12 protein-coding genes are annotated in these 15,199 nt (G+C 50.6%); 5 read left to right on the plus strand and 7 right to left on the minus strand.

Annotated elements, in window-relative coordinates; all coding sequences use genetic code 11:
• Nucleotides 1-185 precede the first annotated feature (185 nt).
• Nucleotides 186-734, minus strand: coding sequence for a regulatory protein ToxS (locus PTW35_RS04670; RefSeq protein ID WP_281026714.1), 549 nt, complete (start codon nt 732-734; stop codon nt 186-188).
• On the minus strand, nt 725-1,591 hold the full coding sequence (locus PTW35_RS04675) for a transcriptional regulator (RefSeq protein WP_281026715.1): 867 nt from the start codon (nt 1,589-1,591) through the stop codon (nt 725-727). Before PTW35_RS04675 ends, PTW35_RS04670 begins: the two co-directional genes overlap by 10 nt.
• A gap of 256 nt (nt 1,592-1,847) precedes the next feature.
• Here PTW35_RS04675 and htpG point away from each other — a divergent pair, with 256 nt between their 5' ends.
• The 5 genes from htpG to PTW35_RS04700 all read left to right on the plus strand — a co-directional run bounded on the left by htpG (nt 1,848) and on the right by PTW35_RS04700 (nt 7,923).
• Entirely contained in the window at nt 1,848-3,746 is a 1,899-nt protein-coding gene (gene htpG, locus PTW35_RS04680; RefSeq protein WP_281026716.1) for a molecular chaperone HtpG, read from the plus strand.
• 183 nt (nt 3,747-3,929) lie between these two features.
• Nucleotides 3,930-4,574, plus strand: coding sequence for an adenylate kinase (adk, locus tag PTW35_RS04685; protein ID WP_281026717.1), 645 nt, complete (start codon nt 3,930-3,932; stop codon nt 4,572-4,574).
• Between the two features lie 179 nt (nt 4,575-4,753).
• On the plus strand, nt 4,754-5,749 hold the full coding sequence (hemH, locus tag PTW35_RS04690) for a ferrochelatase (RefSeq protein WP_281026718.1): 996 nt from the start codon (nt 4,754-4,756) through the stop codon (nt 5,747-5,749).
• A gap of 162 nt (nt 5,750-5,911) precedes the next feature.
• A complete protein-coding gene (locus PTW35_RS04695; RefSeq protein ID WP_039462930.1) occupies nt 5,912-7,216 on the plus strand; it encodes an inosine/guanosine kinase in 1,305 nt (434 codons plus the stop codon).
• Between the two features lie 170 nt (nt 7,217-7,386).
• Nucleotides 7,387-7,923 carry an outer membrane beta-barrel protein gene (locus tag PTW35_RS04700; RefSeq protein WP_281026719.1) on the plus strand — a complete coding sequence of 179 codons (537 nt, stop codon included), beginning with the start codon at nt 7,387-7,389 and terminating at the stop codon, nt 7,921-7,923.
• 72 nt (nt 7,924-7,995) lie between these two features.
• Here the strand turns inward: PTW35_RS04700 and asnB are convergent, their stop codons facing one another.
• The 5 genes from asnB to nagB all read right to left on the minus strand — a co-directional run bounded on the left by asnB (nt 7,996) and on the right by nagB (nt 14,983).
• A complete protein-coding gene (gene asnB, locus PTW35_RS04705; RefSeq protein WP_281026720.1) occupies nt 7,996-9,660 on the minus strand; it encodes an asparagine synthase B in 1,665 nt (554 codons plus the stop codon).
• 345 nt (nt 9,661-10,005) lie between these two features.
• Nucleotides 10,006-11,592, minus strand: a complete 1,587-nt coding sequence (locus PTW35_RS04710) for a cation:proton antiporter family protein (protein WP_281026721.1) — start codon at nt 11,590-11,592, stop codon at nt 10,006-10,008.
• 222 nt (nt 11,593-11,814) lie between these two features.
• Nucleotides 11,815-13,029, minus strand: coding sequence for an ROK family protein (locus PTW35_RS04715; RefSeq protein ID WP_281026722.1), 1,215 nt, complete (start codon nt 13,027-13,029; stop codon nt 11,815-11,817).
• 2 nt (nt 13,030-13,031) lie between these two features.
• Nucleotides 13,032-14,168, minus strand: a complete 1,137-nt coding sequence (nagA, locus tag PTW35_RS04720) for an N-acetylglucosamine-6-phosphate deacetylase (protein ID WP_281026723.1) — start codon at nt 14,166-14,168, stop codon at nt 13,032-13,034.
• 14 nt (nt 14,169-14,182) lie between these two features.
• Entirely contained in the window at nt 14,183-14,983 is an 801-nt protein-coding gene (gene nagB / locus PTW35_RS04725; RefSeq protein ID WP_281026724.1) for a glucosamine-6-phosphate deaminase, read from the minus strand.
• Nucleotides 14,984-15,199: the final 216 nt, after the last annotated feature.

Below are 15,199 nucleotides of genomic sequence, written 5' to 3' on the forward strand. Positions count from 1 at the left end.
CAGCATTTCAGCATTTCAGCATTTCAGCATTTCAGCATTTCAGCATTTCAGCATTTCAGCATTTCAGCATTTCAGCATTTCAGCATTTCAGCATTTCAGCATTTCAGCATTTCAGCACCGCTTCCAAAAAACAAAACCGCCCATTGCCGGGCGGTTTGAATACAGGCTAGGGGCGGGAGCAAGGATTACAGCGAGTACAGGATATGCGAGCCGTAAGACAGGCTGGTGAGCAAGATGGTCTTCTCATTGATGATATCCATGCGACGGCTTTGCTGAGCATCCATACGGTAGAGCTTGTTGATGATCTTCAGGTGCTCAGGCTGGAAGTCCTCATTGGTGCCCGAGGTGATATCCTTAAACTCGGTAGGCTCTGTCAGTAGGTATTTACCGCTGACATCCCAGTTGCCAGACTCCGAAATGTGGATGGTTAGCGGCTGTTCATTGTCGCTGAACAGTCTCATCAACGTGATCCGCGAGTAAGTGCTGTTCGGCAGGTAGACCACATGGCTGGTTTGTTCTACGCGGCGGAGCATACCGAGCTGCTCAAGTTCGGTTTCTTCGATGCGGCTGACGGTTCTAGACTGCCATTCACGGGAGATCAGCAGCTGCTCCTGTTTGTAATCGCTAGAGTAGTACAACCAAGTACTGAACAGTGCAGATAGGCCAACCAGGATAAACGCCCAATATTGGTAAATGAAGTGCTTGACCGACTTCTTGTGAGTATCTACTGACATATTGCGGTATTGTCCTTTTGGCTGGTCAACAGGCGTAGAGTGACATTCTCTGCTGGGTTCTCTAAGGAGTGGACGTAGTTGACCCAAAGTTGGGCGTTTTGACCACCAGATACAATGACTTCCATCGGACGTTTGTCATCCGGGTGGAAATCGAGATAGCTCTCAACACACTGGGTGATCATCTTTTCCCACGGCGCCAGCGACGGGTGGTTGGTCGGAGTGAGGACCTGAATATTATCAACGACGGCAAAAGGTTCGAAAGCGGCAGATTTCGGCGGCATGCTCAGGTTGACAATAACCGGCAGCAGTAGGGCAACCAGTACCAGCACTCCCGAAATCGCAACCAGTGGCAGAGGTCTCTTATGGCGATGCGGGCGGTGCACCGCAGCATGGGGTTTGGCTGGGGCGGCTTGCTGGTTATGTTCGAATAACTCTCGTTCGGTATCTGACGGCTCGTCCAGTTTGTCGGCCAGGACTTCTGCCTGCTCGGCGCTGGCCGTGGAGGCGATCTCCGACAGTGATTCAACCATCGCAATCATTTGGTAACCGCGCTTTGGCACGGTTTTGATGAATTCCGGTGATTTGGTGGAATCTTTTAGCGCTTTACGCAGAGTTGAAATTGCCTGGGTCAGGCTCGAGTCATCTACCTCGAAACCCTGCTCGCGCCAGACATAGTCGTGCAGGCGAGTGCGGGTAATGATGGCTCCTGGATCTTCGATCAGCAAACTCAATGCCCGGCTTTCATTACTACCCAGTCGGGTCAGTTCATCATTCTCATGTTGGTCGATTAAGCTATTATCATAGGGGTCAAACAAAAAGCGCTGACCAATTAGGAATTTACTTTCTAATTTATTCATTTTTAGCACCAAGGGTACACTGTCTGCGCATATAATACGCAAACACCCTGAATCATATCTGAATGTCAAAATTATAAAAAAGGGCTCTGAAAAAATATCAAAAACCTAAAATGTACATTTTAGGTTGAAATCATTACGTTTGACCACATGTATATAGCTAAGTCACTTGGATTAAAGTGAAATGTAAAGGGTTGCAGCCAGGTATATGGCTGTTTTAGATCCCCGAATGTTTATTGATACAAGTTTCGGAGTTGAAATGAGCGAACAAACTATCCACAAAAATAAGGAAACCCGTGGTTTTCAGTCTGAGGTAAAGCAGCTACTGCAATTGATGATTCATTCTTTGTATTCCAACAAAGAGATCTTTTTGCGTGAGCTGATTTCTAATGCGTCTGATGCAGCCGACAAGCTGCGCTTTCGTGCATTATCTCAGCCAGACTTGTATGAAAACGATGCCGAGCTTGGCGTTAAGCTCTCCTTTAACGAGCAGGCTGGTACGCTAACGATCAGCGACAACGGTATTGGTATGACCCGTGATGATGTGATTGAGCATCTGGGGACGATTGCCAAGTCTGGCACCAAGGACTTCTTTGCCAAGCTGAGTGAAGACGAGTCGAAAGACTCGCAGCTGATTGGCCAGTTTGGGGTGGGCTTCTATTCAGCGTTTATTGTTGCTGATTCTGTCACTGTCAATACGCGTGCTGCCGGCGTCGCGGCGGATCAGGCGGTGTCTTGGCAGTCGGGCGGTGAAGGCGATTACACAGTAGAAGATATCGTCAAAGAGAGCCGCGGTACTGACATCGTGCTGCACTTGCGTGAGGACGAAAAGGAGTTCTTAAGCGAGTACCGCCTGCGTGACATTATCGGCAAATATTCTGATCACATCGGTATTCCGGTACAGATCCAGACCATTGAACGCGATGAGGAAGGCCAGGAAACCGGGCGCAAGTGGGAACAAATCAACAAGGCGCAAGCGCTTTGGACCCGCAATAAGTCAGATATCTCTGAAGAAGAGTATAAAGAATTCTATAAGCACGTCTCGCATGACTTTGCCGAGCCGTTGACTTGGAGCCACAACCGGGTAGAAGGTAAGCAGGACTATACCAGCCTGCTTTATATTCCGTCTAAGGCGCCATGGGATCTGTACAACCGCGAGACTAAGCACGGCTTGAAACTGTATGTCCAGCGTGTCTTTATCATGGACGATGCTGAGCAGTTTATGCCATCTTACCTGCGCTTCATGCGGGGCCTGATTGATTCGAACGATCTGCCGCTGAACGTGTCGCGCGAAATCCTGCAGGATAATAAAGTCACGCAATCGTTGCGCAAGGCCTGCACCAAGCGTGCGCTGACCATGATGGATCGCTTGGCGAGCAATGATGCTGAGAAATACCAGACATTGTGGAATGAATTCGGCCAGGTATTGAAAGAGGGACCGGTTGAAGATTTCGCTAACCGCGACAAGATCGCAAAGCTGCTTCGCTTCAGTTCGACCCACGCTGAGACGGTTGAACAAACTGTATCGCTAGCTGACTACATCGAGCGCATGAAAGAAGGCCAGGATAAGATTTACTTCCTGACCGCCGATAGCTTCAGCGCGGCTAAGAACAGCCCGCACCTAGAGCAGTTCCGTGCCAAGGGGCTTGAAGTGCTGCTGATGCACGACCGCATTGACGAGTGGTTGATGGGCCACTTGCCGGAGTTTGAGGGCAAGCAATTCCAGGCGATCACCAAAGCGGATCTTGATCTTTCAGCTTTCGAGCAGGAAGAAGAGAAAGAGAAGCGCAAGGAAACGGAAGAAGCCTTCCAGTCAGTGGTTGAACGTACCAAGACTTATCTTGGCGAGCGGGTGAAAGATGTGCGCACTACGTTCAAGTTAAAAGACACGCCAGCAGTGGTGGTGACTGACGAAAACGAAATGGGTACTCAAATGGCGAAATTACTGGCGGCTGCAGGCCACGACGCGCCAGAGGTACAGTACATTTTCGAGCTTAACCCTGAGCATCCGCTGGTTAGCAAAATGGCCGATGAAGCCGACGAGGAGATTTTCGGTCGTTGGGTCGAGATGCTATTGGGCCAGGCGATGCTGGCGGAAAAAGGCACAATGGACGACCCGTCCCAGTTCCTGACCGCCGTTAATAAACTGCTGGCATAAAGGCGGGGCACAATGGAGCGGGCAGGGTAGGACTAAGGTCTAATCGCCTGCTACCGGTGTCAAATTGTATTCTGATAAAGCATGTAATCGCTGCCCAGTCGAGGGACTGGGCTTGCGACTGTGCCGTAATCAGTGTATTTTTCACTTCTTTGAAAACTCCATTCAAATCTAAAGGGGAACAAGATGCGCATCATTCTTCTGGGCGCTCCAGGTGCAGGTAAAGGTACTCAGGCACAATTCATCATGGAGAAGTTTGGTATTCCACAAATCTCTACTGGTGACATGCTTCGTGCAGCAATCAAGGCAGGTACTGAGCTAGGTAAACAAGCGAAATCCGTCATTGATGCTGGCCAGCTTGTGTCAGACGACATCATCCTTGGTCTGGTTAAAGAGCGTATTGCTGAAGACGACTGTGCAAAAGGCTTCCTGCTTGACGGCTTCCCACGTACGATTCCTCAGGCTGACGGCCTGAAAGAAATCGGTGTTGATGTTGACTACGTGATCGAGTTTGACGTAGCTGACGATGTGATCGTTGAGCGTATGGCTGGCCGTCGTGCCCACCTAGCTTCTGGCCGTACTTACCATGTTGTCTACAACCCGCCTAAGGTTGAAGGTAAAGATGACGTAACCGGTGAAGATCTTGTTGTTCGTGATGACGACAAGGAAGAAACAGTGCGTGCTCGCCTAGGCGTATATCACAATCAGACTGCACCTTTGATTGCTTACTACAACAAAGAAGCAGATGCTGGCAACACTAAGTACCTGAAATTCGACGGTACTCAGCCTGTAGCCGCGGTAAGTGCAGAGCTGGAAAAAGCGCTGGCTTAATTGCAAGCTGCTTAGCAAGTTCAGAAACGGGCTGGCCATTAGGTCAGCCCGTTTTTTATTGCAGAAATGATCCAATTAATACCTGTTCGGGTATAACCGACTGAAAAGAAAACTGATACAGTTATATCCACCTATTATTGAGCTGGTTGACCAATACTGCCGTTAGCGTGAAGGATGATATGAGCGAGCAAAGCACAAATAACAAAACTCAAACCTGCCCGTATGGGGTGCTGCTAGTTAATCTAGGAACGCCCGATGAAGCAACACCGGCAGGGGTGAAGCGATTCCTGTCCGAGTTCCTCCATGACCATCGTGTGGTCGATATGAACCGCTGGCTTTGGTGCCCGATCCTGCATGGGGTGATTCTGCCGATCCGTTCGCCGAAAGTGGCCAAGCTCTATCAGTCGGTATGGATGGATGACGGTTCACCCTTGATGGTGTACTCGAAGCGCCAGCAGCAGGCGCTCTCAGCACAACTGGGAGTACCGGTTGAGCTGGGGATGACCTACGGTAATCCGAGCATGCTAGATGGTTTGGATGCACTCAAGCAGCAGGGGTGCGAGCGAGTGCTGGTACTGCCGTTGTATCCGCAATATTCGCGAACGACGACCGCGGCGGTGTTCGACAAGGTGGCGAAGGTGCTGAAGGCGAGGGCGGATATTCCTGAATTGCGCTTTGTAAACCACTACTACGACCATCCTGGCTATATTGCCGCTCTGGCGGAATCGGTCGAGACTTTTTGGCAGCAAAACGGCAAAGCCGACTATTTGCTGTGCTCTTTCCATGGGATCCCGAAACGTTATGCCGACCATGGCGATCCATACCCGCAGCACTGTAACGGCACCACCGCCTTGCTGGCGGAAAAGCTCGGTATGCCGCGCGAGCAAATGAGCATGAGCTACCAGTCGATATTCGGCCGTGAAGAGTGGCTCAAACCCTATACCGAAGGCACCATTAGGGAGCTGGCGCAAAAGGGGGTGAAGCGACTGGATGTCATTTGCCCGGCTTTTTCCGTTGACTGCCTGGAAACTCTGGAAGAAATTGCCGAGGGGTGCAAAGAGGTATTTCTCGAGGCTGGGGGGGAGAGCTTCAATCTGATCCCTTGCCTGAATGACAATCCCGCCCACATTGATCTGATGGCCTCGCTGGTACAGCAACACAGCCAAGGCTGGTGAGGAACAGCCCTTAGACCACGGGTGTCGACAATGGTGAACACCCTGTATGGGAATCTTGCCTGCATCAGGGCCAAGCTCTTGCATTCTGTGAGAGCTTTTTCTTTTTTGTTCTATATTCTGTGATAGAATTCGCAAAAATTTTTCAACAGACAGCTCATTGACATGAAATTTCCAGGCCAACGCAAATCCAAGCACTACTTCCCGGTCCATGCTCGTGATCCCCTTCTTAGCCAAGCTAAGCAAGACAAGCGACTGACACGTACGCATATTGTCGGTATTGATCAGACTCTTGTTGATATTGAAGCATGTGTCGAAGACGAATTCCTGGAACGCTATGAGCTAAGCAAAGGCCACTCGCTGGTGATCTCCGACGAGAAAGCCGAAGCGCTTTACCGCGAGTTGAAAGACAATGATTTGATCAGCCACGAGTTCGCTGGTGGTACGATCGGTAATACCCTGCACAACTATTCGGTACTGGCTGATGACAAATCTGTTCTGCTGGGCGTGATGAGCAAAGATATTGAAATCGGCAGCTATGCCTACCGTTATCTGTGCAACACTTCAAGCCGCATGGACATGAACCACCTGCAGCCGGTCAATGGCCCGATTGGCCGTTGTTTCGCCCTGATCTCCAAAGACGGCGAACGTACCTTCGCGATTAACGAAGGCCGAATGAATCAGCTGGAACCAAGCAGTATTCCTGAAGATGTTTTCAAGCGAGCCTCTGCGTTGGTGCTGACGGCTTACTTGGTACGTTGTAAAGACGGTGACCCAATGCCTGCTGCAACGATGAAGGCCATTGAGTACGCCAAGAAGCACGATGTACCGGTGGTGCTGACTTTGGGCACCAAGTTCGTGATCGAAGACGACCCACAGTGGTGGCGTGACTTCCTGCGTGATCACGTGACGGTTGTTGCGATGAACGAAGACGAAGCCGAAGCCCTGACAGGTGAGTCTGATCCGCTGATGGCATCAGAGAAAACGTTGGAGTGGGTTGACTTGGTACTGTGCACTGCAGGCCCTGTTGGCTTGTACACGGCGGGCTACACCGAAGATGAAGCCAAGCGTGAAACCAGCTTGCCTCTTCTTCCGGGTGAAATCCCAGAGTTCAACCGCTATGAGTTCAGCCGCCCAATGCTGAAGACAGAATGTCAAAACCCGATCAAGGTGTACTCGCACATTGCACCTTACATGGGGGGCCCTGAGCGTATCAAGAACACCAACGGTGCCGGTGACGGCGCATTGTCGGCGTTGCTGCACGACATGTCTGCCAACCGCTACCACAAAGAAAACGTGCCGAAATCAAGCAAGCATCAGTTTGATTTCCTGACTTACTCGTCGTTCTCGCAGATCTGCCTGTATTCGAACCGTGTGAGCTACGAAGTACTGGCTCAGCACTCGCCACGCCTATCACGAGGCCTGCCTGAGCGTGAAGATAGCCTGGAAGAGGCATACTGGGAGCGTTAAGGCTCAGATGGCACAAGAAAAGGTCAACTTCGGTTGACCTTTTTTTTTCAGTCTTGAAGTGCTTAATTTACTGATCGTTCTTTATTAAGAATAAAAACACTAAGCGGTAGGCGCTTTTTTGCTTTTGCACCTATGATTATTTTGGAGTTCATACCAAGGAGAGAATAATCATGAAAAAACATGCAGTGGCAATGGCAGTGATCGCCGTGATTGGGGCGCCCTCAGCGTTTGCGGCAGTGACTCTGGAGCAGGGCACGCAGGAATTTGCCCTACAGGGTAGTTTGGATCTTGATTATGTCGATGACTACCTGTTCGTGCTTAATACGTCCTATGGGTATTTTATCCGCAATAACTGGGAAATTGGTGGGGTGCTGGATGTCAGCATGAGCGATAGTACCCAGCAGTTTCAACTAGGGGCTTTTACGGAGTACAACTTCACCAACAGCACCAACTGGGTTCCTTACCTTGGGGCGGCAGCCCAAGTGGCCAACCTGTCGGGTGATGATGGCGATTTTGATTTTGATTTTGAAGATGTCACGGCACTGAACATCAAAATTTCTGGCGGTGTGAAGTATTTCATCAACCCGCATGTCGCGATAAGTGCCGAGGTGAACTACAACATTGCCACTGATGACATCAACGTGACCAAGGACGGTGTTGAAGACAGCTTCACCCGCTTTATCTTCGGTACCCGTTTTTACTTTTAGTGTTTGAGACGTGAAATCAAAAAACGAGAGCCATTTGGCTCTCGTTTTCTGTTTAGAAGGGTTGTTAGCGTATTAGTAGGCTTCGTTGTGCACGGCGGCAACGGCGCGACCTGATGGATCGGCACTGTTCTTGAAGCTTTCATCCCATTCAATGGCCTTGGCGCTTGAGCAGGCGATTGACGGGCCGCCCGGAACACATTTTGCCGCGTCTTCCAACGGGAACAGCTCTTCGAAGATCTCGCGGTAAACGTAAGCCTCTTTGGTGGTCGGCGTGTTGTATGGGAAGCGGAACTTGGCGGTTTCCAGCTGTTGCTCCGATACTTTGGCTTCCGCCACCTCTTTTAGGGTATCAATCCAGCTGTAGCCTACACCGTCCGAGAACTGCTCTTTCTGGCGCCAGGCAACAGATTCCGGCAGGTAGTGGCCGAAGCATTCACGGATAATGTGTTTTTCCATCTTGCCGTTGCCACACATTTTGTCCTCTGGGTTCAGGCGCATCGCCACTTCCAGGAACTCTTTGTCGAGGAACGGTACACGCGCTTCGATCCCCCAGGCCGCCATCGATTTGTTGGCACGGGCACAGTCGAACATGTTCAGGGCCAGTAGCTTGCGCACGGTTTCTTCATGGAATTCCTGCGCACTCGGTGCCTTGTGGAAATACAGGTAGCCGCCAAAGACTTCATCGGCACCTTCACCCGAGAGCACCATTTTGATCCCCATCGCGCGGATTTTACGCGACATCAGGTACATCGGCGTTGACGCGCGGATAGTCGTGACATCGTAGGTCTCGATGTGGTAAATCACATCACGGATGGCATCCAGGCCTTCTTGAATGGTGTAAGTCAGTTCGTGATGGACCGTACCGATATGGTCGGCCACTTCTTTGGCGGCTTTGAGATCCGGAGCGCCTTCAAGGCCAATGGCAAAGGAGTGCAGCGTTGGCCACCAGGCATCAGACTCTTCGTTGTCTTCGATACGGCGCGCCGCAAATTTTTTGGTAATCGCGGAAATAACCGAGGAATCCAGGCCACCAGAAAGCAGCACACCATAAGGCACATCCGTCATAAGCTGACGCTTAACCGCACTTTCCAGGGCCTCAGAGAGGGCAACTTTGTCCGTCTTGGCATCGGCCACGGTATCAAATTCCATCCAGTCGCGCTTGTAGTAGCGGGTTGGTTCGCCGGCCTTGCTCCATAGGAAGTGGCCCGGAGGGAACTCGCTGATTGTCTTACAGACAGGAACCAGAGCCTTCATTTCCGAGGCGACATAGTAGTTACCGTGCTCGTCATACCCCTGGTAGAGCGGAATGATACCGATATGGTCACGGCCGATCAGGTAGGCATCTTCCTGCTCGTCATACAGGATAAAGCCGAAAATACCGTTGAGGTAATCCAGCAGCTCTGGGCCTTTTTCCTTATACAGAGCCAGGATGATTTCGCAGTCAGACTCGGTCTGGAACGGATAGTCCGGTGCAAACTCTGCACGCAGCTCTTTGTGGTTGTAGATCTCGCCATTGACGGCCAGCGCATGTGTTTTTTCAGCATTGTACAGTGGCTGCTCGCCGCTGTTCAGGTCTACGATAGCCAGACGCTCATGCACAAGGATGGCTTTATCCGTTGAATAAATGCCAGACCAGTCTGGGCCGCGGTGGCGCATTTTTTTAGACATTTCCAATGCGGTTTGACGCAATGCGGTTGCATCGCTCTTGATGTCTAGGATCCCAAATACTGAACACATACTTCCTACCCCAAAATTAACTAATATTGCTATCCATGAAATTGTCGGAACCAGCGTGGCGATGAACACTACCTTGGTGGCGGCTTGTTCAGTTACCCGCGAGCACTTAGTAGAGCGCCAGGCAGATCTTGGCCACGTCATTGCTGTCCTTTCGTTAATTGTTAAAATTGCGTATTCAACAATAAATTGCAACCATCAATTTCAATTCAACAAACAAAAAGAACTATCACTGAATATAATTTAATAAAAATAGGTAAAAGTGAATATTATCTAAATGCGGGTGATATTTTGCGCACAAAAACAAACGGCAGCCGAAGCTGCCGTCTTACTGTGAAGTGGTAATCGTTACCGAGACTTAATTTGCGGCGACAAATGCTCGCACACATGTCGGGCGAAACCGCTACCGGCTTCTTGGTAGATGTTGAAGGCCGCATCGACTCCCAGAGCGGCCAACTCTTGCTCCTCGTCACCGTATTTGGCAATAGCGGCAATCTGCCCTTGATAGTTGCGCTCGCGAATTTGTTCAAGGGCAAAGCTGTTGGCATGGCTATGAGGCATGGCGAGCAGGATCAGTTTGATATTTTGCTTTGAAATAACCCGAGCCCAAAAGTCAGGGTCGGTGGCATCTCCGTGGATCACATGACGGCCTTCCTCTTGATGCTGCAAAACTGAATCTTCCCGGGTTTCGACGCCGATGATGTTATTGCCATATGTCTCGACCAGTTCGTCATAGGCACCGCTGCCGATACGGCCCATCCCCAAGATCAGAATCTGTTTGTCGCCGAGGTCAATCAGGCGATCACTGGCATTGAGCTTTTCTGGTTCGAACTCTTTGAGCCACTTCGAGGCATCTTTGTACAGGCGGTGGCCCAGGCTGTTGAGCGGTGCCGCGATAAGGAAAGAGAGTGAGACCGCAATCGCGATAGCGACCAGAAAGCTGCCCGGTAGCATCCCCATCTTGTAGGCGAGGCCGCCGACGATGAGGCCGAATTCGCTGTAGTTGAATAGGGTCAGGGTGCCGAGCAGGGAGGTACGGACCCGGTAGCGGAACAGGTTGAAGATGACATAGTACAAAATCCCCTTCAGAGGCAGCATCACCATCAGCAGCAACGCCATCAGCAGTCCGTCGAGTGTCGGTTGCTCGGCCAAGCCAATGTTGAGGAAGAAGCAGACCAGCAGCAGCTCTTTAAGGTTGAACAGCGACTTGGACATTTCTGAAGACTTGGGGTGGGCCGCGAGCATCATCCCCATGATAAGCGCACCGAGATCGGCTTTCATGCCGACCAATTCGAATAGGCCTGCACCGGTGACTAGCGCAAGGAAAATGCCGTAAAGCACCAGCATTTCACCGTGACCGGCACGATCGAGGATCTTGAATAGCGATGGGCGCAGCAGTGGCAGGGCAAATAGGGCAAGCGCTGTGATTTCCGGGATCTTGCCGGTTGAGACGGTCAGGAAGATCACCGCAAAGATATCCTGCATGACCAGGATCCCGATGGCGAGGGTGCCGTAAGTTGCGTTGAGCTCGCCTTTTTCCTGGAGCACCTTAATGGCAAATACCGTACTGGAGAACGACAGGGCGAAGCCCAACAGAGCGATCTGGCTAACCTCAAGATCGGCCATCATGCCGATACCCAGTTGCTTGAGGATCAGCAATGCGAGGGTAAATAGGCCGGTCGTGAGCAGGTTATGAAGTGTGGCCCCGCCCCATATCTCTTTGGCGAGCAGGGTTTTGACATCGAGCTTCAGGCCGATGGTAAACAGCAGCAGGGTGACCCCGAGATCCGCAAGGGTTGTCAGTACCGGGGTTGATGAATAGCCTGCCGTGTTAAGGGCAAACCCTGCGACGAGGAAGCCCACTAGAGGGGGCAGCTTGCACCTGAGTGCGATAAAGCCGGCCAAGAAGGCGGCGATAATATAGATAAGTTCCATGTTAGGCTGACGTTCCTTACGGGTTTTTCGCCAGGCCCAAAAGTAGATTTATTAGAGATGTGGACTGGCTGCTTGCTGTGGAGTGCTGCAAGGCACAGGCCCTGCGAATACGACTCAACGGTTGATGGCGGAATATAACACAAAGGGCAGTCTCCTGTCCGGAAGCTGCCCTTAATATTTTGTAACAGGATGAATAACTTAGACAGTTATTCTCTATTTTTCTTACTCTTCCAGCAGGCGCTGCAGCAATACCCCGTTCAGCATCGCGCGCTTGATCATAGAGAATGCGCCAATGGTTGGCTGGGTATAAAGCTCAGACTCGACGATTGGCAGGTCTTTGTTGAAGGTCGACAGTGACTGGGTCTCCACGCAGCGGCGTATTGCCGGGAAAATAACGTCTTTGGCTTGGGTAATATTACCCGCAACAACTATTTTCTGAGGATTAAACAAGTTAATCGTCATTGCCAGGGCCTTGCCAAGCTGGTTGCCGACCTTGATCAGGGCCTGGCTTGCCAACTCATCTCCCTTGTTTGCTGCATCGCAGATAGCCGGCATAGTGACTTCTTCCAGTTCCTGCAGCGAACTTGGGTAACCCTGCTCAAGCAAGCTCTGGACGTGGCGAATAATCGCTGGATCGGCTGCAACGGTTTCAAGGCAGCCAAAGTTACCGCACTGGCACTTGTCACCGAGCGGATCGATCTGGATATGGCCAATTTCACCGACATTGCGGTTATAGCCAAGAAAAACCTGGCCATTGACGATGATCCCAGCGCCGGTACCGTGGTGAACACTGACCAGAATAGAATCTTTACAGTCTTTGCTCGCCCCGAAGTAATGTTCAGCCAACGCCAAGCCGCGGATGTCATTGCCAACAAAGCAGGCAACGCCATACTTCTCGGTAATAATTTCTGACAGTGGCAGGTTGTCGACATCGATATGCGGCATGTATTCAACTACACCGCTTTCCGGGTCAATTAGGCCAGGTAGGGTAACACCAAAGGCAACTAACTCGCGAAGCACATTCTGGTTGTCAGAAATGAACTTGCGGATATGCTCAAGTAAGCCATCGATAAGCTCTTGCTGATTGGTATAGTGGAAAGGGTGCGCGGTACCGACAATGTATTTGCCGCTGAGATCATAAATGGTTTGCTCGATATAGTTTCGTCCAAGACGAATGGCAATCGAGTGGAAAGGTGCTGACTCTGTGGTCAGCGAAATTGCACGCCGGCCTCCGGTGGAAGCCTGCTGCGCGACCTCTTTGATCAGGCCGCGCTCCAGCAGTTGGCGGGTGATTTTAGTAACACTTGCAGGTGCAAGCTGACTGACATCAGCTACCTGGATTCGCGATATAGGGCCTTGCAAGTCGATGAGCCGGTAAACAGCTGCACTATTTAGCTGCTTTACCAGATCAACATTACCAATTTGTCCGCCTGTCATAGTTAATTCTGCTCGTATTCACCGTTAACAACAGTCGCCCGAACCTTGTAGTCACGATCAAAAATAGCCAGGTTTGCAACCATGCCTTTTTTGATGGCACCCAGTTTCTGATCAACGCCAATCGCGCGAGCAGGGTAGAGGGTTGCCATGCGAATCGCTTCGTCCAGGGCGATACCTGCATGCTCGACACTGTTCTGAACTGCTTCGATCATAGTCAGTGCCGAACCGCCAAGTGTGCCATTTTCATCAACGCACTTGCCATCACGGTAATATACTTTCTTGCCGACAAAAATAAAGTGATCAATGTCTGCTCCTGCAGGTGCAGTTGCATCGGTGACCAAAACAAGTTTGTCGCCCTTCATGCGGTGCGCCATGCGAATGTTGGCATAATCGACGTGGAAACCGTCGGCAATCACTCCGGTATACACCTCTGGCGTGTCGTAGATAGCCCCGACCATTCCCGGTTCACGGCCAGCAATCGGTGTCATGGCATTGAACAGGTGGGTGGCAAAGGTGATGCCCGAGGCAAAGCCTTTGCGGGCTTCTACGTAGGTTGCATTGGTGTGGCCAGCTGAAACGACGATACCAGCCTCGACCAACTGCTCGATATGGCGGTGGTCGTTTTGCTCAGGGGCCAAGGTGACTTTGGTGACTACATCGGCGTTGTCGCAGATGGTGTTGATCATCTCGTTGTCAGAGCGACGGATATGATCAACCGAGTGGATACCTTTCTTCATCACATTGAGGTAAGGCCCTTCCAGGTGCAAGCCCAGCGAATGGTTTTGGTATTTGCTCTGGTACTCACGCTCGGCAGCAATAGCGGCTTTCATGTCTTCGTCAGAAGAGGTGATAAGCGTCGGTAGGAAGCTGGTGCAGCCTGATTTCAGGTTGGCACGGTGCATGGTGTGGATTGTATCGGCATTGACTTCGTCGTTGAGCATGACGCCGCCACAACCGTTGAGCTGAAGGTCGATGAAGCCAGGTGTGAGGTTGGCACCATCGAGGTCACGGATTTCGATATCCGCAGGTAGTTCTGATGCTGGGCAGACCGCGTGAATGTTCACGCCGTCAATAATGACGGCGTGGTTATTCAGCACATCGCTACCGGTGAAGATACGGCAATTGGTTAGCGCGTACATGAATAACTCCTTAATTACAGGTGCTTGATGTTTTTGGCTTCTAGCTCTTGGAAATACTTGACTGTCTTCACTTTCAGCTCTTGGGTTGAAGGCTCATCACATACAATCAGCGATTTAGGGTGAAGCTGAAGCGCAGAGACTGTCCATAGGTGGTTGACCGAACCTTCAACCGCAGCCTGCAGGGCCAGTGCCTTGTTGTGGCCTGTTACCAGGATCATGATTTCCGCGGAATCTAGCAGCGTACCGACACCGATAGTCAGTGCGTACTTAGGTACCTGGTTGATATCGCCATCGAAGAAACGGGAGTTCGCGATGCGGGTATCTTCCGTTAGGGTCTTGATACGGGTACGAGAAGCCAGGGAAGAAGCTGGCTCGTTGAATGCGATGTGACCGTCGTTGCCGACGCCACCCATAAATAGGTTAATTTTGCCGTATGACTTAATTTTGTCTTCGTAACGTTGACACTCTGCTTCGTGATCTTCAGCATTACCATTTAGCAAATTGATATTTTCTTCTTGAATATCAATGTGATTGAAGAAGTTGTTGTACATGAAGCTGCGGTATGACTCAGGGTGATCAGCTGGGATGCCAATGTATTCGTCCATGTTGAAGGTGACAACATGCTTGAAACTTACTTCACCGGCTTGATAAAGCTCGATAAGGCGTTTGTAAGTTGCTAGCGGGGTGCCACCTGTCGGTAGGCCCAGGACAAAAGGACGTTCCGCTGTTGGCTTAAATTTGTTAATACGATCAGCAATATAGCGAGCCGACCACAAACCTACATCTTTAGCTTCATTCAGTGGGATTAGTCTCACAGTGACACCTCATTCCATATGTAAATTACAATTAAATCATAGCGTGTTATCGCATTTGTTTTGCATGATAAAATAAGTTTTATGATCGAGCTAGCAAAATCGCCTGTCAATTGCTCTTACTGGTGACTGAGATCACAAATGATGACGTTTTAATTTGCGGGGCGAAATAAAATTCTTAAACTGCAAGTAACTTAATCGGGTAACTAAAATAAGTTA

The sequence above is a fragment of the Photobacterium sp. DA100 genome (assembly GCF_029223585.1).
GTDB lineage: Bacteria > Pseudomonadota > Gammaproteobacteria > Enterobacterales > Vibrionaceae > Photobacterium.